A 24,536-nucleotide genomic window follows, 5' to 3' on the forward strand; every position below is an offset into this window, starting at 1 on the left:
CCTGGAACCCCGCCTGGCAGGCTATTGCTGCACCGATGGGCAGGATCATCAGGGCCGTCAGCCCCAGCAGCCATGGGTGCAGTTTCGGCTGGCGTCGCCGGGTTTCCAGGAAGCCGGTGACGAAGCGTGTCGCGAAACCCTGCTGCAGGGCCGGCAGGAGCAGGTGGGACTGCTGGTTGAGCCACGTGGCATCGCGCCACAGATACTGATAACCCAGCCCCCGCGACCCGGCGTACCAGCAGGCGAAGCATGCCAGGTAGAGGGCGTAGTACAGGAGGTTGCGGTCCCGGGAGGCGGCGAAGCGCAGGCCGCTATGGAGCAGCAGCACCAGAATGGCGCCGAAATAGATGCCGAACATCAGGTTTTCGCGCTGCTGGGCATCGGCGAAGGCGGTCCGCTCCCACAGCCGCAGGGGGACTGCCTCGAACGTGCCGCAGGCCATGGCCAGCCGCACAGCCACGGTGACCGACTTTCCGGGTGGGATGGTCAGCGGGATGGCGAAGGTCCGGGCCGCCAACGGACGCGTGGCGAACGGCAGCTGGTCGCCGGTTGCAAGGCTGGCGATCGGGTAGCCATCCAGCAGGAGGTGGGCGTCGATCCGGCTCACCAAGGGCCAGCCTACCTCCAGTATGCGCTGGATGGGGCGGTCCGTCGGGTTTGCCAGTCTTGCCCGTAGCCACCACGCCGAGGTGGAGTAACCCAGCGGCAGCACATTCCCCTTGGGCTGGTTCCAGTGCCGCTCCGCGGCTGCCATGGCGCCCCGCAGATCCAGTTGTCCAGAGGGGTCCTCCAGTATCTCCAGCGATCCGGGCAAGGCGACTCCCTCCCGGATGGCCGCCGCATTGATGATGCTCGGCGGCGACGATTCCGGCCAAATCGGCGGTGGCATCCCGGACAGCAGGCTGAATCCCAACATGATCAACCCTGCGCGGTTAACTGTTTGCTTGTTTTGCGGCGACACATCCTGATTGTTTTCTCTATGCTATTTTTATTTTAATTTAGACTGCCTTTTATTTGGTATAAATGTAAGGAATTGACAGGATTATGGCAAAAAAATAAAAAAACTTTTTTGTGCCAATTATTTTTGTTTTTTGATTTATTGTATAGTATGCATATATGTATGATTTCTTCATGTTATGCAAGTGTGCATTTTTTGTTATCAGCATAACGTGGTTATTTTATTTTTTAAGGTCGAGCTGAATAACGTCCAGCGGGCAACCGCATCACCGAGGGCGGGATTATCCGGTCAGGCCGTTCGGATCGCTGCTGTCGCCAGCAACACGGGTTTCGTGAGGGGAGGCGGAGTCATCCGCGGCACGGATCGGGGCCCTGCCCCGCTTGGTCCTTGCCGGCTTGCTGTGATGATCGGCCAGCGCCGGCGGCTCAAGGGAGGCCCGCTGTCTTTTGGGCATCAGGCGCGCGTGTGGGCGCCTGCCTTGTCGCTGGAACGGGGATGACGTGAGGAGGAATGGTGGGACGCGGGCCCCATGACCTGGCCAGGTTGGCCTATCCCAGGGTCTTGATCAGTACCTTGGAATTGCGCTGTCTGTTGTAGGCGCCCTGGCGGCTCGGCGGCAGATCGCCGACGCCGGCGGGTTCGAAGCCGCGCTCGCGAAACCAGTGGGCGGTCTGGGTGGTGAGCACGAACAGGCGCCGCAGGCCGCTGCGCGTCGCCAGCGTTTCGATGTGGGCCAGGAGTCTGGTGCCCCGTTCCCCGCGGCGGTAATCCGGGTGCAGCACCAGGCAGGCCAGTTCGCCCATGCCTGCTTCAGGGTGGGCATGCAGCGCCGCGCAGCCGATGACCGTGCCATCGCGCTCAATGACGAGGTAGTCGCCGATCCCGCTTTCCAGGCGCTCGCGGGATCGTGTCACCAGCACGCCCTGTCGCTCCAGGGGCACGATCAGGTCCAGGATGCCGGGCACGTCGCCGACCCGGGCCGGACGCATGGTTTCGAAGGGAGCCTGGCTGATCAGGGTGCCGACGCCATCACGGGTGAAAAGCTCCATCAGCAGGGCACCGTCGACGCGCCAGTTCAGATAGTGCGCGCGCGCCACGCCCTGGGTGCAGGCGCGCGTGGCGGCCTCGATGTCCGGTCTGACGCCGGTGTTGAGGCCCTGCTCCGCGGCCAGCAGACGATTGGCCTCGTCGGTGGTCAGCTGGCGGATCAGTTTCCCGCCGGTACCGGCGGTACAGTCTTCCTCGCCCAGCAGCAGCAGCTTGTCGGCCTGCAGCGCGATGGCCGCGGCGGTCGCCACTTCCTCGGAGCGCAGGTTGAAGATTTCCCCGGTCGGCGAGTAGCCCACCGCCGACAGCAGCACGATGTCGCCCCGGTCCAGTGCCGCCCGGATGCCGGTGGCATCGATGCGGCGGACCTCGCCGGTGTGCTGGTAGTCGATGCCATCGCGCACACCGAGCGGCCGGGCCGTGACGAAGTTGCCGGAGGCCACGCGGAGGCGAGCGCCCGCCATCGGCGAATTCGGCAGTCCCATGGACAGCAGCGCCTCGATCTCGACGCGGACGGTGCCGGCGGCCTCCTTCACGCAGGCCAGGGCTGCCGCGTCGGTGATCCGCAGCCCTGCATGGTAGCGTGCCGACTGCTGCCGCTCCGCCAGCCGGGCATCGATCTGCGGGCGGATGCCATGGACGAGTACCAGCCGGATGCCGAGACTTTCCAGCAGGGCAAAATCGTGCAGCAGGGTGGGGAAACGTTCGTCGGCGACCGCTTCCCCGCCGAAATAGATGACGAACGTCTTGCCGCGGTGAGCGTTGATGTAGGGGGCGGCGCCGCGGAACCAGCTGACGTAGGCGGGAATGTCCACGTCCCTCCCTGGCGCTAGCCGGATGCCGCCGGGGCGCGCGTGGCTGTCACAGTCTTCGTTCAGAACAGCGGTTCGCGGTAGAACATCATGATATTGCCGATCAGGAACATCGACAGGATGGCGATCAGGCCTGCCACGGTCCCTTCGCCCATGACCGAGCCGTCGGTCGGTCCCTCGGCCGGCGCCAGCCGCAGCTCCAGCCAGCGGCCGGTGGCCACCAGGACCGCCAGCAGACCCATGGTCGTGTGGGTGGACTGGATGATGTATTCGCTCTTGAGTTCGAACTCGGCGTGGGCATGGGTCAGCAGCAGGATGCCGCCGAAGGCCGCCAGGATCGGGAACATGTAGCGCAGACGGGTCGAGTCGGGACGGGTGCGGGCACGGATTTCCAGCACGCCGAGCACAAAGGCCAGCAGGGTGGCGATGCGGTGCTGGAAGACCTCGCCATTGCCGAAGGTGCTTTCCCAGAAGCCGATCGGACCCAGCGGCCAGGTCTCGGCATCGCTGCGGAAGAACAGGAAGATGCTCAGGCCGACGAAACCGATGGGCCAGTAGCGCGCCCAGCGGAAGGCCGGCGAGGGCAGGTAGGACAGGAACGCCACCAGGCCCATCACGGTCAGGAAAATGCCGGAGATGTTGTGGTTGTAGTCCGACCATTCGGTCGCCGCGACCGAAGGCACCTTGTCCACGACCGCGACGCGCCCGGCTTCGCCGGCGATCAGCTGCTCGTGCGTGGGTGAATGGATCTTCGGCAGCCGCGGGGTGAACATCTCCACCACCTCGGGGATGCTGGCGGTCAGCTCGGGATTGCCGGTGATGTCCTCGGAGGGCGGCTGCGAGGACAGTGTCGCGGCGATGAAGAGGATGCCGACGAGAATGAAGGTTTCCGCCTCGATGTAGTAGGGCACCTTGCGCTTCAGCGCGCCGCTTTCCTGGCTGGCCTGCCAGCGCTTGCCGGCTAGGTGGTTGATCAGGGCGAAACCCAGCGCCACGAACAGCAGCAGGGTCTTGGTCACCACCAGACTGCCATAGCCGGTGCCGAACAGGCCTTTCCAGGACGCGACGTAGTTCACCGCCAGCGGCAGGCCGGTCAACAGCAGCAGCTCCACCGAGGCAATGCCCAGCAGTCCGAAGCGGACGATGGCGGGCGGCCAGAACAGCCGGGCATCCTCGTCCTGATAGCCCAGCCGCCACAGCCCCAGAAGCTGGGCCACACCGCCGAACCAGATCGCCGCGGCCAGCTGGTGCAGGATGGTGATCGCCATCAGCGGTTCGCGGTGTTCGAAACGGCCGACCGCGTGCACCAGCCAGGCACCGGCGACGACCAGGGGCAGGCACAGCCCGGCCAGGAGGTTCCACTGCTGGCGGTTGGTCGGCTGTCGCTGTAGCTGGCCGCTGACCCGGATGATGACGAGCGCCAGAAGGAAGCGGACCAGTCCGGCCTGGAACTGTACCGTACCGGCATAGGCCTGGACGGGCAGTTCGCCCAGCACGCCCCACAGCACCATCCCCTTGATGAGGAGCTTGGCGCCCTGCATGGCTGCCAGGGCGATGGCACCGAAACGCAGGATGGCCACGGCGCGGCGGACGATGGCCGGGCTCACGCCGGGCTGGCTGGACCAGACCTTGAGGATGACGGCGTTCCAGAACAGGCTGCCGACAACCAGCGCATAGCCGATCAGGATCAGCCCACCGAGGAAATCGTCGATGAAATTGGCAAGGCCTTGCATGTACATGCCGCAACTCCGGTATGGGCTAGGGGGCGACGTGGAAACGGATGTTGTTTTCGGTCAGGTGCCCATCGGCGGCGAAGACCTTGTATTTGATGGCGTAGTCGCCGGGTTCCAGCGGCGGCAGCTTGATCAGCAGTTCGCCCGGCTTCCTGCCATGGGCGATCTCGGCGGGATGAAAGACATCGCCCTTGCTGACCAGGAAGACGCGCGACAGCGACAGCTCGACGTTGGCGTTGAACAGCAGCTTGACGGTGGTGGCGTGACCGGGCTTGATCGGCTCCTGGGTCAGCGACGACTCGGTGACCACGGCATGGGCCTGCGCGCTTGTCACCAGCCCCGGCAAGAGGCCCGGGGCCAGCAGGGCGGCGATCAGAGGCAGGGCGCGGGACGCTGGGGAACGTGTCATGGGTGGATACCTGTAGGCATGAGGCGGAAGAGGTGACGCACCGGCCGGACGCACGGCCGATGCGCGGGGCGATTCCGGGCAGGTCCGCCGGCGGTCGCGGTCGAGACCTTCGCTGTTCGGGCGGCGCGCCAACGGATGGCTCGGGCTTGATCGTTCCGGCGACTCAGCCTGCCTTGGATTTCAGGGCATGGCCGGTCAGCGTCTTGCCGAGGTCCCAGATGGCGCCCGGCACCTTGTGGCAGTCGGCAATGACCTCGTCGAGGGCGGCCAGGATCCAGTCGCGATCCCTGTCGCCGATGACCAGCGGTGGCAGGAACTTGACGACGTTCATGCCGTGCCCGGCCACCTGGCTGAGGATGCGGTGGTTCTTGAACAGCGGGATGGTGATCATCTGGCTGAACAGCCCCTTGTTGGCAGCCTCCAGCATGGTCCAGGCGGCCTTGAGCGACAGGCTCTTCGGCGAACCGAACTCCAGCGCGATCATCAGGCCCTTGCCGCGCGCGGCCTGGAACAGCTCGTATTTGTCGACCAGTTGGCGCATGCCGGCCAGCAGTTCGTCACCCCGGCGGGCGGCATTCTCGACCAGCTTCTCCTCCTCGATCACCTTGAGCGTGGCCAGCCCGGCGGCCATCGCCATGTTGTTCTTGGAGAAGGTCGAGCCGTGCACCACGGCGCGGTCCATGCGGTTGAACACGGCCTCCATGACCCGGCTGCTCATGGCCACGCCGCCGACCGGGATGAAGCCGCCGGACAGCGCCTTGGCCATGCAGATCATGTCGGGTTCGACGCCCCAGTGTTCGACCGCCCAGAACTTGCCGGTGCGGCCGATGCCGCACTGGATCTCGTCGGCGACGAACAGGGTGCCGTACTGCGCGCAGAGGCGGGCAGCCTCGGGCAGGTAGTCGTCGCTGGGCAGGTTGACACCCTTGCCCTGGACCGGCTCGACAATGAAGGCGGCGACATCCTTGCCGGCCAGCGCCTGCTCCAGCGCGGCCAGATCGTTGAAGGGCACGGCGGCGCAGCCCGGCAGCAGGGGGCCGAAGCCCTCGCGGAAGACATTCTCGCCGTTCAGCGACAGGGAGCCCATGGTCAGGCCATGGTAGCCATGCTCGCAGTAGACGATCCGGTCGCGCTTGGTGGTGTAGCGCGCGAACTTGATGGCGGCCTCGACCGCCTCGGTGCCGGAGTTGCAGAAGAACATCTTGGTCAGCCGCTCCGGGCAGCGCTGGAGCAGCGCCTCGCCCAGCAGGCCGCTGAGCAGCGAGACATCCATCTGCACCATGTCCGGCAGTTCGCTGGTCAGGACGTCCTGCAAGGCCTGGATGACGGTCGGATGGTTGCGGCCCAGGGCATAGACGCCGAAGCCGCTCAGCAGATCGAGGTATTCATGGCCCTGATTGTCGTACAGATAGGGGCCCTGCCCTCTCGTGTAGACGCGGTCGTAACCGATGGCCTTGAGCACGCGCACCATCTGCGTATTCAGATGCTCCTCGTGCAGGCTGAAGTTCTGGCCGGCGCGATCCCGGAGTAGACCGGCGATGTAGGTGGACATGGCGATGGGCTCGAAGTGTCTGATTAAACGGCGAATTTTACACGATCAGCGGACGGCGCGGGTTCGTGCCTGGCTGAAGGCCGGCAGTACCACCAGGGCGCAGACGAGGGTCAGCAACAGACCGATCGACAGCAGCAGACCCATGCTCGCCGTGCCCCGGTGGCTGGTGAGCGCCAGGCTGAAAAAGCTGAACACCGTGGTCAGGGCACCATAGAAAACCCCCTGGGCCTCGCTGGTGTCGAGCAGGTTGCCGCCGTGCTTCTCGATCTCGCGCAGCCGGTGCGCCATGTGGATGCCGCTGTCGACGCCGAGGCCGAACAGCAGCGGCAGGGCGATGATGTTGGCGAAGTTGAACGGTACCCTCAGGATGACCGTGGACGCGGCCGTGAACAGCGAGGCCAGCAACAGCGGCAGCAGGACCAGCAGAGTATCCTTGATGTTGCGCAGGATCAGCAGCAGCACCACCGTTGTTGCCAGGAAGGCGATGCTGAAGGCCTGCTGGAAGGCCTTGATGACCTCGTTCATGGATTCTAGGTAGGTCACCGGCAGATCCGTTACATCGGGATCCACCCGTTGCGCGTCGAGGATGAAGGCACGCAGGTTTTTCAGTTCGTTGAGATCCTGCCGGGGGTAGACCTGCAGGCGGTAGAGCCCCTCGGGGCTGACCCAGCGCTCGACCAGATCGGCGGGCAGGGTGGCGCGGGTGACGGGTTCGGCGGCGAGGCTGGCGCCGAGTTCATGGATCACGCCGGGCAGCCAGGCGAGCAGGCTGTCCTGCAGGGTATTCAGCAACCCCTGGGCGGCATCCGGCGATGCCGAACGCAGCCGTTCTTCCAGCCGGCTCAGCGACGTGTCCAGTTTCGTCAGCACAGCCATTTGCGACTCACGGTCCAAGGCCCGGCGAACCGCCGCGTGCAACCTGTCGACGGCCTCTAGCGTGGCGCCACCGGCAGCCGGCTCGGGAAAGGTGTCGAGCTGGGCCCCCATCATCAGCGACAGGTCGGAGATCAGCGCCAGCTTTTGCGCCTGGTCCTCCGGAATCAGATCCTGAAGGCTGATCACCCGGTCGACCGTCGGCAGTTGCCTGAAACGTTCCTCCAGCTGGCTGGCCTCCTCGGCGCTGTGGGCCAGCGAGGCCAGGGTCATTGGCGAGGTATCCTCGGACTGCAACAGATACTTGAAGGTCTGCACGGACTCGGTGTTGGGATCGCGCAGATTGACCGGGTTGAAATCCACCTGTACGCCAAGCGATACCACGGCGGCGGCCAGCGCCAGGACAACCGTGGCCACGCGCACCGTTCCGGCATAGCGCAGGGGCCAGTTGGAGTAGTTTCGCTCCCGCGGCGGCGGGGTTCGCTGGGGCTTCCCGGGGCGGCGCTTGGGCGGGTGTATCGGCATGATCTTCATCAGTGCCGGCAGCACGGTGAAGGTCGTGAACAGGGCGATGAACATGCTGGTGCCGGCGATGATGCCCAGCTCAGCGACCCCCTTGAAGCTGGTCGGGATGAAGGCAAACAGCCCGATGGCGCCGGTGATGGCGCTGAGGATAAGGGCCGAGCCGGTGGACGTCAGCGTTTCCTGCAGCGCCGAGCGCTGGTCGTGTCCCTCCAGGATCAGTTCCCGGTAGCGCAGGCAGAAATGCGAGGAATAGGCGTCGCCCATACCGATGAACAGCACGGCAAACCCCACCGAGATCAGGTTCAGCTGGCCGATGGCGACGGTGGCGAAACCGAGGGAAAAGATTAGCCCCATGGTCAGCGAAACAAAGGTCGCGAAAACCAGTTTCACCGAACGGTAGGCGACCCAGAGCGTCAGGCAGACCAGCGCCAGGGAGGCCACGCTGGCGATCGAGACACCCGTGCTGATGGTCTGCATCTCCTCGTGCTCCAACACGACCTCGCCGGTCTTGCGCACGCTGACCTCGGCCAGTTCGCCCCGCAGTGTGTTGGCCAGAATGGCGTCGATGGCGCCGATCGATTCCTCGGCCGGCATGACCTCTTCGTAATGCAGGACCGGCTTGACGAGAATCAGGCGCTTGGTGAAACCGAGGCCGCTGCTGGCTTCCGGCGCCATCAGCTGCCGCCACGACAGGCGATGGGGATGGCCGTCAAGGGTGGCATCGACGGACTCGGCCAGCTTGGCCAGCAGCGGGTCCAGTGCGATCGACAGATCGCTCTGCTCGGTTTCGTCGAGCGCTTCGCCGACGATGCCGGACAGGCCGCGCAGGGTGTTGTCCTCGCTCAGGCGGCCGATGAAGGGCTGGGCGTTGGCCAGCTGGCCGGTAAGCTTTTCGAGATCGTCCAGCCCCAGGTACAGGAGGCCGTTGCGGGTGAAGAACGGACCCGCGTCCGGCACGTAGACGGCGCTGAAGTGGGCGGTGTCGCGCCGCGCCTGCTCGGCGATCTGGCGGACCGCGGCTGCCGTGGCCTCGGGCGTCTTGCCCTCCACCAGCAGCAGTGCGGTGCCGATATCCTGGGGGAAGGCCTTCTCCAGCGCCAGCCGGTGGCGCTGGAAGGGCAGGTCCAGCGAGATGACGTCGGCCGTGTTGGTGTTCACCTTCAGGTTGTTCATCGTGTACTGCAGGGTGTACCCGCAACCGACGACGAACAGCAGGATGACCAGCCAGGGATGGCGGATGAAATTGGCCTCCCACCACTGCATCGCGTATCTGAGAAGACGATCCGAGGAGCGGCTCATGGGGAGTCTCGATGTGTGGCGGCGCCCGGGGGCGGGGGGAAAAGGAAATCGGGACCGCTGGCGTGGCGCACCTGCCGCAGCGTCGACAGGGCGGCACCAAAGGCGCGGCCCAGCGCCAGCAGCTCGCCGAGCTGCGCGGGGCGACGGGCAAGCTGGCCGAGCAGGGTGGTCATGCGGACATCGCCGCGCGGGTTCAGGGCGCGGAGTACGGCGTCAGGGAGCGCCATGGCGGCATCGTCGGCGATGGCGCGAACCGCCAGGAACGGTAGCGTGTGCCGGCGGGCGAGGCGGGCGATGGCCGCGCTTTCCATGTCCACCGCGGCGTGGCCGGTGGCGGCGTGCAGCGCGGCCTTGGCCGCGCGGCTGTCGACCACCTGCCGGCTGCCCTGCAGCGGACCGCCGTGAACGTTCACCTCGCTGGGCAGGTTCCGCGCGAGGCGCTCCCGCCAGACCGGGTCGGTGGCGTGCCAATCGCCGGTCTCATCGACGACGGTTTCGGCGAGCACGAGGTGACCCGGTTGCAGGGAATCCACCAGGGCGGCGGCGCAGCCCCAGCTGATCAGCCCCGAGACGCGCCGTTCGATGAGCCGCGCACCTGCGGCATGGGCGCGCTCGGGACCGGCCCCGGATACGGTCAGCCAGTGCCCGCCGGGCAGCGCGTGCAGGCTTTCGAATCCCAGCCGCCGGCGGACGAGACTCCTGGCTTCGGCCGGCAGGGCGACGACAATGCCGATCGAGGGCACCGTCAGCGGTGACGTTCGTTGCGGAAACGGGCCAAGGCCCACAGCGGGAAGAACTTGTCGTAGCCGTGGTACTTCAGGTAGAAAACCTTGGGGAAGCCGGGCGCGTTGAAGTAGCGGTCATGCCAGTGACCGCCGGTGCCCTGGGTGCGCAGTAGGTAGTCGATGCCGGCCGCGACTGCGGGCGAGTTGACCTCGCCCGCCGCCATCAGGGCCAGCAGGGCCAGGCTGGTGTGGAAGGCCATGCTGGTGTGGAAGCGGCCGCGCTTGCCGACGCTGGGATCGTGATAGGTGAAATTGTCCTCGCCCCAGCCGCCATCGCTGCACTGGATGCTCTTCAGCCAGGCTACGGCACGCCGCATGGCGGGGTCGTCCTGGGGCACGCCGGCGGTTTCGAAGCCCACCAGGACCGACCAGGTACCATAGATGTAGTTGGTGCCCCAGCGGCCGAACCAGGAGCCGTCGGTCTCCTGCTCCCTGCGCAGATAGTCCAGCGCGGCGTCCAGCACCGGCCGGTAGTCCGGGCGCTGTTCCGCCAGCTTGGCCAGGAACATCAGGCAGCGGCCGCTGACATCCGCGGTGGGCGGGTCGAGCAGGGCGCCATGGTCGGCGAAGGGGATGTGGTTGAGATAGTGATAGGTGTTGTCGGCATCGAAGGCGCCCCAGCCGCCGCCGGTGGACTGCATGCCGGCAATCCAGTTGCCGGCGCGGCGAACGGCCTCGGCGAATTCGTCGCTGTCCGCTTGCAGCAGGGCATGTGCCACCACCGCCGAATCGTCGACATCGGGGTAATGGGTGTTCTCGAACTGGAAGGCCCAGCCGCCACCCTCGACATCCGGCCGGCGGACCCGCCAGTCGCCGGGATGGTCGGTCAGCTGCTTGCTGGTCAGCCAGCGCAGACCGGCGGTGATGGCGGCCTGGGTGCGTTCGTCGTGCTCGATCCTGTTCGATTCCTGCAGCGCCAGGCTACTGAGCCCGGTATCCCAGATCGGCGAGACGCAGGGCTGGCAGTAGGCATGGTCTTCCTTGATGACCAGCAGGCGTTCGATGGACTCCCTGGCGATGCGCCGGTATTCGTGCTCCGGGGGGAAGCCGAGGAAGTCCAGCGCCTCGTAGGCGTTGACCATGGCGGGGAAGATCGCGCCCAGGCCGTCGACGCCGTTCAGCCGCTCGATGAACCAGTCGCGGGCCTTGGCGGTGGCGCGCGCGCGCAGGCTGCCCGGGATGAAGCGCTCCAGCGCGAAGCCGACGCGCTCCAGCCCCAGGACCAGTTTGCCGAGCGGCGTCCTGACATGGGAGAAGTAGTTGCGCTCGAGTTCCGGATCGACGCTGAAGAGTTCCCGTATGCCGATGCCGGAGGGATTGCGCGCGCTGACCTTGTGGCTGCACAGAATGAACAGCGGCACCATCACCGTGCGCGACCAGTAGGCGACCTTGTCCAGGTGGAAGGGGAACCACCGGGGTAGCAGCATGATCTCGACGGGAATGAAGGGGACGGCGCGCCAGGGTACCTGCCGGAACATCGCCAGCATGATGCGGGTGAACACGTTCGCCCGCGCGGCCCCACCCTGGCCGAGCAGCCACTCGCGGGCCAATGTCATGTGCGGGCTGTGGATGTCGTCGCCGGCCAGCTTGAGCGCGTAATAGGCCTTGACGGTGCAGCTGATGTCGCCGGGGCCGCCGGTGAACAGCGAGTAGCTGCCGTCCGCGTTCTGGTGCCGGCGCAGGTAGACGGCGATCTTGTCCTGCAATGCCGTGTCGATCTCGTCCATGAAGTGCATCATCAGGATGTACTCGGACGGGATCGTGCAGTCGGCCTCCAGCTCGAAAACCCAGTAGCCCTCGGCGTGCTGCTGGTCGAGCAGGTAATCCCGCGCCTTTTTGACGGCGATCTCCACGGGGTCACCCGTCTCGCGGCTGTAGGATGGCCGGAGGTAGGCGGGATTTTCGGACGGGTCCTGATGATCTTTGAACATGATTGAGATGTCCCCTGTTTGGTTGGCTTCTCAGTACGGTTGCGATGTGAATTTGGTTGCGGCCGGCCTAGTGCGCGGCAGGCAAGCCCATGCCCGCGGCGGCGAAGGCGGTCTTGAGACCGGCGTTGCTTGAGCGCAACAGCCGGCTGGTCAGGATGGTGGCCTTGACCGCGCGGCGGGTGATCTTGACCTCGGCGGAAGCGCGGAAATCGGGGTGCCGGGCGATTTTGCGCAGGGTCAGCACGGCCATGCCCAGTGCCCACAGGCAGAATTCGCGAATGCCGGCCTCATGTGGCGGTATCAGCAATGTGTAGCGCAGCGCGTTGCACAGATGTCCATGGGCGATGCCGATCAGTTCCCGGAAACCGGCCCGGAAGCGCGGGTCGTCATGGCCCGGGCGAAGCTCCGCCAGCGGGAATCCGCCGGTGCGGTCGAAGACATCCTGCGGCAGCCAGCAGACCCCGCGGTCATGGTCGTCCCAGAGATCCTTCAGGATGTTCGTCATTTGCAGCCCCTGGCCGAAGGAGACGGCCAGTTGCATCATCTCGTCCCGATGCGCGGCGATCTGTGGGGAATAATGACAGAACAGGCGGGTCAGCATTTCGCCGACCACGCCGGCGACGTAGTAACAGTAGCTGTCCATCTCGGCGAGCGTGGCCAGCCCGTGCCGAAGGTCGCGATCCTGGAATTCGGCCATGCCGCGGGCCATGATCTCCACGCACAGGGCGAGCGTGTCCTGCTGTTCGGCATCGAGCTCATGGGTGATGCGGAGGACGCGCGGGATGACGCCGATCAGTTCGTGCTCGGTGGGCAGGGTCGTGGTGGAGAGCAGGGGGGCAAGGTCCTGGCTCAGGCGTTCCGGCGGGTACGCGCCGCGCACCACTTGCGCGAAATGGTGGCAGAACTGTCGTTTCTGCGGCGAATCGAGCGCTACCTCGTCCTCGATGGTATCCACGATGCGACAGAGCAGGTAGGCGTTGGCCACGGGTCTTGCCAGCGGCGGCGGCAACTGGGGAATCGTCAGCGCGAAGGTGCGCGACACCCCTTGCAGCAGGTGATCCTGAAAAGCGTCGTCGTCTAGATCATCGAGTAACGGGGGTGTGATCGGCGGGATGCTCGCGCTCATGAGTGGAAAGCGGTTTCCTTCAAGTCTTTGATTGGCCTGGCTTTCGTCGTCGGTCATGGCTGAATGAACGACGCGCGCACACCTTGCGCACGGTGTCGAATTCTAACTTTATTGTGGTTTTCGTCAAGTTCTGTTGCTTTTTTGGCTAAAAGCAGTTGAGAAAAAAACAACTGCGCTATAGGATTACGCTTGGCTTATTGAAAGCGGCTTCTGGCTTGTCACCCGGCGCCGGGTGTCGCCATAATCACGGGTTGCGTCGATACCGGCCGGACATGGCTTCCCGCGGGAAGCGCAGCCGACGAATTTTTTTATCTGGAGGTCATATGGGCGTTCCATTACGGCAGCAATTCACTGTCGCCAAGTACCTGATCAAGCAGAAGCTGGCGGGTAAGAAAAAGTATCCGCTGGTGCTCATGCTCGAGCCCCTGTTCCGCTGCAATCTGGCCTGCGCGGGTTGCGGCAAGATCGACTACCCCGACGAGATCCTCAACCGGCGTCTGAGCGTGGAGGAATGCCTGGCGGCCGTCGACGAGTGCGGTGCGCCCATCGTCTCGATCGCCGGTGGCGAGCCGCTGCTGCACAAGGAGCTGCCCCAGGTGGTCGAAGGCATCATCGCGCGCGGCAAGTATGTCTATCTCTGCACCAACGCCTTGCTGCTGAAGAAGCGCATCGACGACTACCAGCCCTCTCCCTATCTGACCTTCTCGATTCATCTGGATGGCAACGAGGAGCGTCACGATGCCTCCGTCTGCCAGACGGGTGTCTTCGAGCGCGCCGTGGACGCCGTCAAGCTGGCTATTGGCCGCGGCTTCCGCGTGACCGTCAACTGTACCCTGTTCCAGGGCGAGACGGCGCCGGAAATCGCCGCTTTCCTCGACTACTGCAAGGAACTGGGCGTCGAGGGCACCACCATCGCGCCGGGCTTTAGCTACGAGCATGCGCCGCAGCAGGATATTTTCATCAAGATGCGCGACAGCAAGCAGCTGTTCCGCGATGTCTTCAAGCTGGGGCGCGGCCGCAAGTGGCAGCTCAATCATTCCAGCCTCTACCTGGATTTCCTGGCCGGCAACCAGAGCTACAACTGCACGCCCTGGGGCAATCCGACCCGCAACGTGTTCGGCTGGCAGAAACCATGCTATCTGCTGGTGGACGAGGGCTATGCACCGTCATTCAAGGCCTTGATGGAGGAAACTCCCTGGGACAAGTACGGCAACGCCAAGAACCCGAAATGCGCCAACTGCATGGCGCACTGCGGTTACGAGGCCTCGGCCGTGGAGGACGCCATGAAGCACCCGCTCAAGGCGGCCTGGGTTTCCCTGATGGGGCCGCGTACCGCAGGCCCCATGGCGGAAGAGCCGGTGCCGGAATACGAGACGCAGCCGACGGCCAAGACGCGGCGGACGATTTCCATCCAGGCCGTGGATTGAGCGGCGCCCTCTCCGGCTGATCGACAAAAAGCCGGCATCCTCCCTCGCGGGGAGTGCCGGCTTTTTCATGCCGCCGCCCTTGGCTTTTTGGGGGGGGCGCGGCGATCTTCGGCCGTGTCTGGGCTTGATGAGGCTAGAGCCAGCGATTCACGTCCCGGGTATAGCGCGAATAGTCCTCGCCGAAGATGTCGGTCAGGCGCGTTTCCTCGTAGGGAATGTGGATGCGGTTGATGATCAGGAAGAAGGCCGGCGGCACCAGCCAGAATGGCAGGGTCCCGATGTAGAACGCGAGGCCGATCAGGGCGGTCAGGATGCCCAGGTACATGGGGTTGCGGGTCCACAGATAGGCGCCCAGCGTGACCAGCTGGCTCGGTGTGCCGTAGGGCAGGACCGTGGTCTTCAGTTGCCGGAACTGCCAGGCGGCCGATGCCGACAGCGCCAGCCCGGCGGCCAGCCAGGCGAAGCCACCGCTGGTCGCTGGCAACAGTTCAAGGCCCGGGAAAACCTGGTTGGCGCCGTAGGCCGCCCCGATGAGCAGCAAGGCGACCAGCGGGGGAGGAAAGAGATGCAGCTTGTTCACGGGTACTCCTGTCTTGGGGGGATGCATGCGGACGCCAGTCGCCGGGTCAGGTCCTGTCGCCAGGCATCGGACAGCGCTGCGACCGCCAGGGCCCGCCTCATCCATTCCACCTGGTGGGGGCCCTTGATCAGGGCTTGCATCGCGTCGCGAATGGAAACGCTTGCCGGGTCCGGGCGGACGAGGCGGATCATGTCGCCGGCCTCCACGATACCTTCTTCCAGCACGCGCAGGTAGAAGCCGGCGCGGCCGGAAACCAGGAAGGCGCCGACGAACTCGGGTTCGCCGAACTGGATGCCGAGCTTGTGGCAGGGAACCCTGGGCTGGGTGACTTGCAGGACGGTGCTGCCGATGGCGAAAACATCGCCGATGTGGACATTCCCGTCCGGCATGCCGGTCACGGTCAGATTTTCGCCGAAGCGGCCGGGTGGAGAGACTGCCTCGTTGCGTTGCTCGGCCCAATAGCGCCGGTTTTCCTCGGTATAGACATAGACGGCCTTGTCGATGCCGCCGTGATGCTTCCGGTCGACCTGCACATCGCCCGCAAGTCCCCCGGTGGCGACGCTGACGGGGCCCGTGACCGCCTGCTTGTCGATGCCGGTCTCGATCTCCCGATCACCGTGTCGCAGGCGCTTGGCAATACTCACGTTCACGCTCAGGACCTGCATCATGATGTTGCCCTCAGCGCTGCCTGTACGGGACGGAAGGAGCGGCGATGCAGGGGCGAGGGACCCCGCTCGGCCAGTGCCCGGCGGTGCGCCGGTGTCGGGTAGCCCTTGTGGATGGCGAAGCCATAGCCCGGGAAGAGGGCGTCGGCAATCACCATCTCCCGGTCGCGCGCCACCTTGGCCAGGATCGAGGCCGCGGAGATGGCGGGTTCCGTCAGATCGCCGCCGACGATCGCCCGGGCGGGGCAGGGGAGCGCGGGGACATGGCTGCCGTCGATCAGGGCCTGCTCCGGCCTGACGGCCAGTGCATCGTGAGCCCGGCGCATGGCCAGCAGCGAGGCCTGAAGGATGTTGTAGGCGTCGATTTCCTGCGGTTCGGCGCGGCCCAGCGCCCAGGCGACGGCTGTCTGCCGGATTTCCTCGGCCAGCGACAGGCGTTGCCGTGGCGTCAGCTTCTTGGAGTCCGTGAGTCCCGCGATCGATACGCCAGGGGCAAGAATGACCGCGGCGGCGAGAACCGGGCCGGCCAGGCAGCCGCGACCCGCCTCGTCGAACCCGGCCGTGAGCGGGGCAATTGCCGACCCGGGCATGTCCATGTCGAAGTCGCGCCCTGCGATTCAGCGGATGATGCTGCGCCCGCTTTGCCGAAGGAAGTCGACCATCGGCTGGATTTCCGGCGCTAGCTCGGTCATGGCGGCCAGACTCTCGATGGCCTCTTCCAGCTTCAGGCGCGATTTGTAGATCAGCTTGAAGGCTCGTTTGACCTGCAGGATGGCCTCCGGCTCGAAGCCTCGCCGCTCCATGCCGACATTGTTGATGCCGCGCGGTCGCGTCGGGCTGCCGCCAACCATCACATAGGGCGGAATGTCGCGACTGATGACGCTGCCCATGCCGGAAAAGCTGTGCCGACCGATGCGGCAGAATTGGTGGATCAGGGAAAAACCGCCGAGGATGGCGTAATCGTCCACGGTCACATGGCCGGCGAGCGAGGCGCCGTTTGCCATGATCACGCCGTCGCCGATGATGCAGTCGTGGGCGACGTGGGTATAGGCCATCAGCAGGTTGTCGCTGCCGATGCGGGTGACTCCCTTGTCCTGCAGGGTGCCGCGATGCAGCGTGGCGTATTCGCGGATGACGTTGCGATCGCCGATCTCGAGACGGGTGATTTCGCCGCGGTATTTCTTGTCCTGGGGATCCTCGCCCACCGAGGCGAACTGGAAGATGCGGTTGCCGCAGCCGATCCGGGTTGGTCCGCGGATGACGACATGCGGCCCGATCACCGTGCCCGGCCCGATCTGGACCTCCGGGCCGATGATGGAAAAGGGGCCGATGTCGACGCCGTCGGCGATGTCGGCGCCGGCATCGACGATCGCGGAGGGATGTATCAAGCGCTCTGCTCCGCCGCCGCGCACATGATTTCCGCGCTGGCCACGAATTCACCGTCGACTTCGGCCCGGCACTCGAAGGCCCAGATGTTGCGCTTGTGGCGCAGATAGCAGGCTTCCAGTCTCAGCTGGTCACCCGGCACCACCGGACGCTTGAAGCGAACCTTGTCCAGTCCGACCAGGTAGTATGTGCGGCCCTTGCCCATCAGGCCCTCCACCGAGCGACCGGCCAGGAGCCCGGTCGTCTGCGCCAGGGCCTCGATGATGAGGACACCGGGCATGATGGGCACGGCGGGGAAGTGGCCGGTGAAGAACGGTTCGTTGTAGGTGACGTTCTTGATGGCAAGTAGGCGCTTGCCGGGTTCCACTTCTAGTACCCGATCGACCAGCAGGAAAGGGTAACGGTGAGGCAGGTATTCCTTGATTTCCTGGATATCCAACGGCAGGACCTTTAGAGGGGAGTGGGTTGATCGGGGCAGCGGTCGGGCGCGGGACTACTTCTTGCCGCCGCCCAGTTTCTTCTCGACTTCGCCGGTGATGTTCAGGGTTTCCTTTGCATAGGCGACACCGTCAACCAGGATCAGATCGAAACTCTGTTCCTTGGCGACGGACTGAATCGCTTCCTGCACGACCTTCTGGATCTTGGCCATCTCCTGGTTGGCGCGCAGACCGTAATCCTGGCGCATCTCGTCCATGGCGCGCTTGAATTCGCGGCCCCGGTCGATGAGATCCTTCTCCATCTTGCGCTTTTCGGCTTCGCTCATGGTGGCGATGTCCTTTTCCAGCTTTTCCTCGAGTTTCTTGAGCTCCTTCTGCTCGTTGACCAGCTTGTTTTCGCGCGGCTGAAATTCCTTCTTGAGGTCGGCCTGGGATTTCTGGCTCTGCGCGGACTGGTCGACCAGCTTGCGCAGGTCGACAACCCCGACCTTCAGTTCGGCGGCGGCAAGGTTGCCGCACAGCATCAGACCACAGAAGCCGGCAAGAAACTTTTTAGACATGAGGGATACCTGACAGGTTTGGATCACGGAACGGTTTGGCCGCACAGGCCCTGGGCGAGGCGCTTGAGACAACAACATCCCCGATTATACAAGAACTGCCTAAGGCCGGGCGATGACAGGGTCAGGTTTTGTCCCGCTGATCCGGCATCCAGGGCGCGCGGGCGGGTTCGCATATAATCCGGGCATGTCTGGTCATCCTGTCCGTCGCCGATGCCCGCCCCATGTCCCGCTTGCGCAGGGGCGCGGCTGGCTGGTCATGGCGCTGGGCGGCGGGCTGCTGTGGCTCGCGGGTTGCGGCAGCCCGCCCAACAACCCGTATCCTGCCGGGGCGTCGCTGGACGCCACCCTCTACCGCTCGTTCGAGGAGCGGCCCAAGCACCTGGACCCCGCGCGGGCTTACAGCGCCAACGAATACGAGATCATCGCCCAGATCTACGAGCCGCTGCTGCAATACCATTATCTCCGGCGGCCCTATGAGCTTTCGCCGCTGGCGGCCAGCCGCCTGCCCGAGGTGCGGCTGCTCGACGCGGAGGGGCGGCTGCTGCCGGACGATGCGCCGGACGAGGCTGTGGTCGAAAGCGTCTACGACATCGTGCTGCGGCCCGATCTCCGCTATGCCCCGCACCCGGCGTTCGCGCAGGATGCCGGCGGCCATCACCCCAACCTGAGACTGACCGCCGCGCAACTCGGCGGCGTCCAGACCCTCGCCGACCTTGGTCCGGCCGCCACCCGTTCCGTTACGGCGGCCGATTTCGCCTACCAGATCAAGCGGCTGGCGCACCCCGCCGTGCATTCGCCGATTGCCGAGATGATGGCCGAATACATCGTCGGCCTGCGCGAGCTCGGCGAGTATCTGGTCCGCGACGCCGGGCGCGATGCCGATCGCCGTGGCTGGCTCGATTTGCGAGCCTATCCCCTGGCCGGCGTCGAGGTCCTCGACGATCGCCACCTGCGCATCCGTCTGCGCGGCAAGTATCCGCAGTTCCGCTTCTGGCTGGCCATGCCGTTCTTCGCGCCCATGCCCTGGGAGGTCGATGCCTTTTATGCCCAGCCAGGCCTTGCCGAGAAGAACATCAGCCTGGACTGGTATCCGGCCGGGTCGGGGCCCTACCGGCTGATCGAGAACAATCCCAACCGGCGCATGGTGCTGGCGCGCAATCCGTCTTTTCATGAGGAGCGCTATCCGGCCGAGGGCGAGGCCGACGATGCGGCGGCCGGCCTGCTGGCCGACGCGGGCCGGCGCCTGCCGTTCATCGAGCGGGTGGTCTTCGTTCTGGAAAAGGAAACCATCCCCTACTGGAACAAGTTTCTGCAGGGCTATTACGATGCCTCCGGCCTGGCCTCGGACAACTTCGACCAGGCCATACAGTTCAGCGGTGTCGGCAACGCCGAACTGACGCCGGAGATGCGCGAGCGGGGCATCGTGCTGCAGACCGCGGTCACGGCCTCCATCTTCTACCTCGGCTTCAACATGCTGGATCCGGTGGTGGGCGGGCTGGAGGAGCCGAAGAGCGCGTTGCGCCGCGCGATCAGCATCGCCATCGACGAGGAGGAGTTCATCGCCATCTTCATGAACGGCCGCGGCATTGCCGCCCAGGGCATGCTGCCACCCGGCCTGTTCGGCTACGAGGCGGGCGCGGCGGGCCTCAATCCCCATGTCTACGACTGGGTCGATGGCGTGCCTCGGCGCAAGGATCTGGGCGTGGCTCGCCAGCTGATGCGGGAGGCCGGTTATCCCGACGGGATTGATCCGGCCACCGGCAAGGCCCTGGTGCTGTACCTCGACACCACCTCGTCCGGCGTCGACGACAAGCCCATGCTCAACTGGTACCGCAAGCAGTTGGCGAAACTGGGTATCCAGCTGGTGCTGCGCACCACCGACTACAACCAGTTCCAGCAGAAGATGGCCAACGGCAATGCCCAGCTGTTCCGCTGGGGGTGGAACGCCGATTACCCCGATCCCGAGAATTTCTTCTTCCTGCTGTTCGGTGACAACGTCAAGGTGGACAAAGGGGGCGAGAATGCCGCCAACTACCGCAATCCCGCGTTCGACCGCCTGTTCCGTCGCATGCGCGGCCTGCCCGACGGCGCCGAGCGTCTTGAATTGATCCAGCGTTTGCAGGCCATCGTCCGTCACGATGCCCCCTGGGTTTTCGGCGTTCACCCCAAGAGCTTCAGCCTGCGCCATGCCTGGTACCGCAACTTCAAGCCCAACCTGATGGCCAACAACGGTCTCAAGTACCTCCGGATCGATGCGCCGCTGCGTGCCGCCCGGCGCATGGCCTGGAACCGGCCGCTCTATTGGCCGCTCTGGCTGGGACTGGCGCTGCTGGTCGGCCTGATCGCGCCGGCCTGGCGCCTCTATCGCCGGCGCCTCCGGGCGGGAGCCCTGTCGTGACCGCCTACCTCATCCGCCGGCTGCTGTATGCGTTGCCGCTGCTGATGGGCATCAATATCCTGACCTTTGTGCTGTTCTTCGTGATCAACACGCCGGATGACATGGCACGCATGCATCTGGGCCAGAAGCATGTCACGGCCGAGGGTATCGCCAAGTGGAAGCACGAGCGCGGCTATGATCTGCCGCTGTTCTGGAACGCCGGTGCCGCGGGGAGCGGCCGGCTGGCCCAGACCATCTTCTGGCAAAAGTCCCTGGGGCTGTTTGCGTTCCGCTTCGGTCGCTCCGACGCCGGCCGCGACATCGGCGCCGACATCCGCCAGCGCATGTGGCCGTCGCTGGCCATCGCCGTGCCTTCGCTGGTCATCGGGCTGAGCGTGCATGTCGGTCTGGCGCTGCTCCTGGTGTTCTTTCGTCTGACCTACCTGGAATTCTGGGGGGCGGCGCTGTGCGTGGCGCTGATGTCGGTCTCGACGCTGTTCTACATCATCGGCGGGCAATATCTGTTCGGCAAGTTGCTGCTGCTGGTGCCGATCTCGGGTTACGACGGCGGTCGCGAGGCCTGGCGGTTCGTTCTGCTGCCGGTGCTGATCGGCGTCGTCGCCGGTATCGGTTCCGGCGTGCGCTGGTATCGGACCCTGTTTCTCGAGGAGGTCGAGAAGGATTATGTGCGCACCGCCCGCGCCAAGGGCCTGTCCGAGCCGCGGGTGCTGTTCGTCCACGTGCTCAAGAACGCCATGATCCCGATCCTGACCGGCGTCGTCGTCGTGTTGCCGCTGCTGTTCACCGGCAGCCTCATCACCGAATCCTTCTTCGCCATCCCGGGGCTCGGCAGCTATACCCTGGACGCCATCAATCAGCAGGATTTCGCCATCGTCCGCGCGATGGTGTTCCTGGGCTCGGTGCTGTACATCCTCGGCCTGTTGCTGACCGATATCTCCTACACCCTGGTCGACCCGCGGGTGAAGTTCAACTGAGCCATGCCGATACTGCTGCCGACCGATCTGTTGTTCTTCCTGATGCTGGCGGGGATGCTGCTCCTGGCGGTGCGCAGCCGGGGCCAGGAACACCTGCGCCGGCCCTGGCGCAAGGTGGCCCGCAGCCGCAGCGCCATGATCTCGCTGGTCATCCTGCTGGCCTACCTGCTGCTGGCGGTCCTCGATTCCATCCGCTTGCCGGCCGGCGCCCGCGGCCTTGGCGAGGCTGCGGCCATCGGTGAGCCGCTGACCCTGCTGGATCTGGTGCTGACGCCTCTCCGGGAGGGCCAGGAAAAGACCTATTCCGCTCCCCTGGCGGCCTATGCCCACGCCCGCGAGATGGTGCGCGAGCCGGATGGCCGCGAGCGCTGGCGCTATCCGAGGCTACGGTTCGGTGGCCGGCAGCTGGACGACCCCGAGGGCCAGCGCTGGGGTGATGCCGGCCGGCTGACCGGCGAGGGGCTGGCGTGGGGGGGGCTGGCCTGGCTGGCGTTGCTCGGCGCTGCTGCGCTGCCCGTGCTGTGGCGAGGTGCCGGCGCGGCTGGTGTTCTGCGCGCCTGCGTCCTCGGCCGCACCGAAGTGCCCTGGCGCGCCATGGCCCTGACGCTGCTGCTGCTCTGCCTCGGCGCCGGCATGATCGGCAGCCTGAGCCAGGGCTATCACGTGCTCGGCACCGGCAAGGTGGGCGAGGATGTGCTCTATCAGGCGCTCAAGAGCATCCGCACCGGCATCCTCATCGGCACCCTCACCACGGTCGCCACCCTGCCGCTGGCGCTGCTGCTGGGCATCCTTGCCGGGTATTTCCGGGGCTGGGTGGATGATGTCATCCAGTACCTCTACACCACGCTGAATTCCGTGCCGGGCGTGCTGCTGATCGCGGCATCGATGCTGGTCATGCAGACCCACATGGCCCGGCACGAGGCGGAGTTCGCGAGTCTCGCGGCCCGCGCCGACTTCCGCCTGCTGGCGCTGTGCCTGATTCTCGGCCTGACCTCCTGGACCGGGCTGTGCCGCCTCCTGCGCGCCGAGACCCTGAAGCTGCGCGAGCTGGAGTATGTCCAGGCCGCCCGCGTGCTGGGCGTCAGCCAGCCCAGGATCCTGGTTCGGCATATCCTGCCGAATCTCTTCCACCTGGTGCTGATCTCGGTGGCGCTGGACTTCAGCTCGCTGGTGCTGGCCGAGGCGGTGCTGTCCTATGTCAACATCGGCGTCGACCCCACGACCGAATCCTGGGGCAACATGATCAACGGCGCCCGGCTGGAAATGGCGCGCGAGCCGGCGGTCTGGTGGTCGCTGGCGGCGGCCTTCGCCTTCATGTTCGCCCTGGTGCTGCCGGCTAACCTGTTCGCCGATGCGGTGCGCGATGCCTTCGACCCGCGCCGGGGCGGTTAGTCCCGTGTCCCATCCGACGCCGGCCAGCCCACCCGAAGCGCCCCTGCTGTCGGTCCGGGATCTCCGCGTGGCCTTCCGCCAGGGTGATGACTGGACGCCGGTGGTGGCCGGCGTTTCCTTCGCGATTGCCCGGGGCGAGAGCTTTGCTCTGGTGGGCGAATCCGGCTCGGGCAAGTCGGTCACCGCGCTGTCCGTGTTGCGCCTGCTGCCCCAGGGCGGCCGCATCCAGGGGGGGCAGGTTGTCCTGGATGGCTGCGACATCTTCGCCCTGCCGGAGCTGGCCATGGGGGCGATTCGCGGCCGCCGTATCGGTGTCGTGTTCCAGGATCCGATGACGGCGCTCAATCCCGTGCTGACCATCGGCCAGCAGCTCGGCGAGACGCTGGCGCTGCATGCCCGCTCCGGCAGCGCGCAACGGCGGCGCAGGGCCATGGAGTTGCTGGACCAGGTCGGCCTGCCCGAGCCCGCCCGCCAGTTGCAGGCCTATCCGCATCAGCTCTCGGGTGGCATGCGGCAGCGGGCGATGATCGCGCTGGCACTGGCGGGAGAGCCCGACCTGCTGATCGCCGATGAGCCGACCACGGCACTGGATGTGACGTTGCAGGCGCAGGTGCTGGCGCTGCTCGGCCGGCTGCGGCGGGAAACCGGCATGGCGCTGTGGCTGATCACCCATGACCTCGCTGCCGTGGCGGAAGTCGCCGACCGGGTTGCGGTGATGCGGCAGGGGCGGCTTGTCGAAACCGGCGGACCCGCGTTTTTCGCTGGGCCGCGCGATTCCTACAGCCGCGAGCTGCTCGCCGCCATGCCGCGCCTGGATGCCTGTCGACAGCGGCCGCCACCGGGTCCGGACGCCGGTGCCCGGGCACCCCTGCTGGAGGTCCGCGACTTCAGCGTGCATTACCCGATCCGGCGCGGCATTTTCCAGCGCACGGTGGGCTGGGTGCCGGCGGTGGATCGGGTGAGCTTCGACGTTGGCCACGGCGAAACCCTGGCCCTGGTGGGAGAGTCGGGGTGCGGCAAGACCACGCTGGGCAAGGCGCTGCTTGCTCTGCTGCCCGCCGCCGGCGGTACCTTGCGGCTGGCCGGCGAGCCCTTGTCGGCCAGTCCCGGCCGGCGGCTGCGGCAGTCGATGCAGATCGTCTTTCAGGATCCCTATTCGTCGATGAATCCCCGGCTGCCGGTCGGCAGCATCCTGGAGGAGGGTCTGCTGGCGCAACGCTCGGAGCTGTCCCGGGCCGAGCGTTGCGCGCGGGTGGCAGGCCTGCTGGAGGCGGTGGGATTGCCCCTGTCGGCGCGCGAGCGTTATCCGCACGAGTTTTCCGGCGGCCAGCGACAGCGCATCTGCATCGCCCGGGCGCTTGCCGTGGAACCGAGGTTGCTGATCTGCGACGAGCCGACCAGTGCCCTCGACGTCTCGGTACAGGCCCAGGTCATCCGCTTGCTCAGGGAGCTACAGACCCGGCAGGGGCTCAGTTACCTCTTCATCACCCATGATCTCGGGGTGGTGTCGGCGCTGGCCGACCGTGTGGCGGTCATGCAGCAGGGGCGGATCATCGAGATCGGCCCGGTCCAGCAGGTGCTGTTCGAGCCCCGGGAGGCCTATACCCAGCGCCTGCTGGCGGCGCTGCCACGCCTGCGGCGGGGCGCCTGAGCAGCACCGCAAGGCT

Annotated in this window: 20 protein-coding genes; 5 read left to right on the forward strand and 15 right to left on the reverse strand. The window is 65.7% G+C overall.

Going from position 1 to position 24,536, the window contains the following annotated elements; genetic code table 11:
• The 9 genes from ACYQ1H_RS08715 to ACYQ1H_RS08755 form a co-directional block, all read right to left on the reverse strand.
• Nucleotides 1-916 (reverse strand): 7TMR-DISM family protein (locus ACYQ1H_RS08715; RefSeq protein ID WP_460027652.1); only part of this gene is annotated, 916 nt, incomplete at its 3' end.
• A 590-nt stretch (nt 917-1,506) separates the two neighbouring features.
• Nucleotides 1,507-2,820 carry an amino-acid N-acetyltransferase gene (argA, locus tag ACYQ1H_RS08720; RefSeq protein WP_460027653.1) on the reverse strand — a complete coding sequence of 438 codons (1,314 nt, stop codon included), beginning with the start codon at nt 2,818-2,820 and terminating at the stop codon, nt 1,507-1,509.
• Nucleotides 2,821-2,879: 59 nt separating this feature from the next.
• Nucleotides 2,880-4,556 carry a copper resistance D family protein gene (locus tag ACYQ1H_RS08725; protein ID WP_460027654.1) on the reverse strand — a complete coding sequence of 559 codons (1,677 nt, stop codon included), beginning with the start codon at nt 4,554-4,556 and terminating at the stop codon, nt 2,880-2,882.
• Between the two features lie 19 nt (nt 4,557-4,575).
• A complete protein-coding gene (locus tag ACYQ1H_RS08730; protein WP_460027655.1) occupies nt 4,576-4,959 on the reverse strand; it encodes a copper resistance CopC family protein in 384 nt (127 codons plus the stop codon).
• A gap of 163 nt (nt 4,960-5,122) precedes the next feature.
• The gene (locus ACYQ1H_RS08735; protein ID WP_460027656.1) at nt 5,123-6,511 is read right to left on the reverse strand and encodes an aspartate aminotransferase family protein; all 1,389 of its coding nucleotides are present in this window, start codon (nt 6,509-6,511) and stop codon (nt 5,123-5,125) included.
• Nucleotides 6,512-6,556: 45 nt separating this feature from the next.
• Nucleotides 6,557-9,208, reverse strand: coding sequence for an MMPL family transporter (locus ACYQ1H_RS08740; RefSeq protein WP_460027657.1), 2,652 nt, complete (start codon nt 9,206-9,208; stop codon nt 6,557-6,559).
• Nucleotides 9,205-9,951 carry a phosphorylase family protein gene (locus ACYQ1H_RS08745; RefSeq protein ID WP_460027658.1) on the reverse strand — a complete coding sequence of 249 codons (747 nt, stop codon included), beginning with the start codon at nt 9,949-9,951 and terminating at the stop codon, nt 9,205-9,207. Before ACYQ1H_RS08745 ends, ACYQ1H_RS08740 begins: the two co-directional genes overlap by 4 nt.
• A 2-nt stretch (nt 9,952-9,953) precedes the next feature.
• On the reverse strand, nt 9,954-11,924 hold the full coding sequence (shc, locus tag ACYQ1H_RS08750; protein WP_460027659.1) for a squalene--hopene cyclase: 1,971 nt from the start codon (nt 11,922-11,924) through the stop codon (nt 9,954-9,956).
• Nucleotides 11,925-11,991: 67 nt separating this feature from the next.
• Nucleotides 11,992-13,050 (reverse strand): phytoene/squalene synthase family protein, encoded by a 1,059-nt coding sequence (locus ACYQ1H_RS08755; protein ID WP_460027660.1) that lies wholly within the window; start codon nt 13,048-13,050, stop codon nt 11,992-11,994.
• 323 nt (nt 13,051-13,373) lie between these two features.
• Between ACYQ1H_RS08755 and hpnH the strand changes: the two genes are divergently transcribed.
• The gene (gene hpnH, locus ACYQ1H_RS08760; RefSeq protein ID WP_460027661.1) at nt 13,374-14,477 is read left to right on the forward strand and encodes an adenosyl-hopene transferase HpnH; all 1,104 of its coding nucleotides are present in this window, start codon (nt 13,374-13,376) and stop codon (nt 14,475-14,477) included.
• A gap of 133 nt (nt 14,478-14,610) precedes the next feature.
• On the opposite strand, the gene ACYQ1H_RS08765 is transcribed toward hpnH, so the two are convergent.
• From ACYQ1H_RS08765 to ACYQ1H_RS08790, 6 genes are read right to left on the reverse strand one after another with little or no spacing between them, the layout of a single operon-like run.
• The gene (locus tag ACYQ1H_RS08765) at nt 14,611-15,057 is read right to left on the reverse strand and encodes a methyltransferase family protein (protein WP_460027662.1); all 447 of its coding nucleotides are present in this window, start codon (nt 15,055-15,057) and stop codon (nt 14,611-14,613) included.
• Complete coding sequence (locus ACYQ1H_RS08770; RefSeq protein WP_460027663.1) at nt 15,054-15,725, reverse strand: MOSC domain-containing protein; 672 nt, start codon at nt 15,723-15,725, stop codon at nt 15,054-15,056. Before ACYQ1H_RS08770 ends, ACYQ1H_RS08765 begins: the two co-directional genes overlap by 4 nt.
• Entirely contained in the window at nt 15,722-16,297 is a 576-nt protein-coding gene (gene rnhB, locus ACYQ1H_RS08775; protein WP_460027690.1) for a ribonuclease HII, read from the reverse strand. The genes ACYQ1H_RS08770 and rnhB overlap by 4 nt, the downstream gene beginning before the upstream one ends.
• Nucleotides 16,298-16,339: 42 nt before the next feature.
• The gene (gene lpxA, locus ACYQ1H_RS08780) at nt 16,340-17,110 is read right to left on the reverse strand and encodes an acyl-ACP--UDP-N-acetylglucosamine O-acyltransferase (protein ID WP_460027664.1); all 771 of its coding nucleotides are present in this window, start codon (nt 17,108-17,110) and stop codon (nt 16,340-16,342) included.
• A complete protein-coding gene (fabZ, locus tag ACYQ1H_RS08785; protein ID WP_460027665.1) occupies nt 17,107-17,547 on the reverse strand; it encodes a 3-hydroxyacyl-ACP dehydratase FabZ in 441 nt (146 codons plus the stop codon). The genes lpxA and fabZ overlap by 4 nt, the downstream gene beginning before the upstream one ends.
• A 54-nt stretch (nt 17,548-17,601) precedes the next feature.
• Nucleotides 17,602-18,105: an OmpH/Skp family outer membrane protein gene (locus ACYQ1H_RS08790; RefSeq protein ID WP_460027666.1), complete on the reverse strand. Its 504-nt coding sequence runs from the start codon at nt 18,103-18,105 to the stop codon at nt 17,602-17,604.
• 184 nt (nt 18,106-18,289) lie between these two features.
• Between ACYQ1H_RS08790 and ACYQ1H_RS08795 the strand changes: the two genes are divergently transcribed.
• From ACYQ1H_RS08795 to ACYQ1H_RS08810, 4 genes are read left to right on the forward strand one after another with little or no spacing between them, the layout of a single operon-like run.
• Complete coding sequence (locus ACYQ1H_RS08795) at nt 18,290-20,503, forward strand: ABC transporter substrate-binding protein (RefSeq protein WP_460027667.1); 2,214 nt, start codon at nt 18,290-18,292, stop codon at nt 20,501-20,503.
• Nucleotides 20,500-21,477, forward strand: a complete 978-nt coding sequence (locus ACYQ1H_RS08800) for an ABC transporter permease (protein WP_460027668.1) — start codon at nt 20,500-20,502, stop codon at nt 21,475-21,477. The genes ACYQ1H_RS08795 and ACYQ1H_RS08800 overlap by 4 nt, the downstream gene beginning before the upstream one ends.
• Nucleotides 21,478-21,480: 3 nt before the next feature.
• On the forward strand, nt 21,481-22,869 hold the full coding sequence (locus tag ACYQ1H_RS08805; protein WP_460027669.1) for an ABC transporter permease: 1,389 nt from the start codon (nt 21,481-21,483) through the stop codon (nt 22,867-22,869).
• Between the two features lie 4 nt (nt 22,870-22,873).
• Nucleotides 22,874-24,520, forward strand: a complete 1,647-nt coding sequence (locus ACYQ1H_RS08810; RefSeq protein ID WP_460027670.1) for an ABC transporter ATP-binding protein — start codon at nt 22,874-22,876, stop codon at nt 24,518-24,520.
• The last annotated feature ends 16 nt before the right edge of the window (nt 24,521-24,536 follow it).

The organism is Methyloparacoccus murrellii, from assembly GCF_054657115.1.

Coding starts and splice junctions, on each gene's coding strand:
- ACYQ1H_RS08740 (WP_460027657.1), bottom strand. CDS start 9,208: ATGAGCCGCTCCTCGGATCGTCTTCTCAGATACGCGATGCAGTGGTGG.
- hpnH (WP_460027661.1), top strand. CDS start 13,374: ATGGGCGTTCCATTACGGCAGCAATTCACTGTCGCCAAGTACCTGATC.
- ACYQ1H_RS08790 (WP_460027666.1), bottom strand. CDS start 18,105: ATGTCTAAAAAGTTTCTTGCCGGCTTCTGTGGTCTGATGCTGTGCGGC.
- ACYQ1H_RS08795 (WP_460027667.1), top strand. CDS start 18,290: ATGTCTGGTCATCCTGTCCGTCGCCGATGCCCGCCCCATGTCCCGCTT.
- ACYQ1H_RS08805 (WP_460027669.1), top strand. CDS start 21,481: ATGCCGATACTGCTGCCGACCGATCTGTTGTTCTTCCTGATGCTGGCG.
- ACYQ1H_RS08770 (WP_460027663.1), bottom strand. CDS start 15,725: ATGATGCAGGTCCTGAGCGTGAACGTGAGTATTGCCAAGCGCCTGCGA.
- ACYQ1H_RS08735 (WP_460027656.1), bottom strand. CDS start 6,511: ATGTCCACCTACATCGCCGGTCTACTCCGGGATCGCGCCGGCCAGAAC.
- ACYQ1H_RS08730 (WP_460027655.1), bottom strand. CDS start 4,959: ATGACACGTTCCCCAGCGTCCCGCGCCCTGCCTCTGATCGCCGCCCTG.
- shc (WP_460027659.1), bottom strand. CDS start 11,924: ATGTTCAAAGATCATCAGGACCCGTCCGAAAATCCCGCCTACCTCCGG.
- ACYQ1H_RS08755 (WP_460027660.1), bottom strand. CDS start 13,050: ATGAGCGCGAGCATCCCGCCGATCACACCCCCGTTACTCGATGATCTA.
- ACYQ1H_RS08725 (WP_460027654.1), bottom strand. CDS start 4,556: ATGTACATGCAAGGCCTTGCCAATTTCATCGACGATTTCCTCGGTGGG.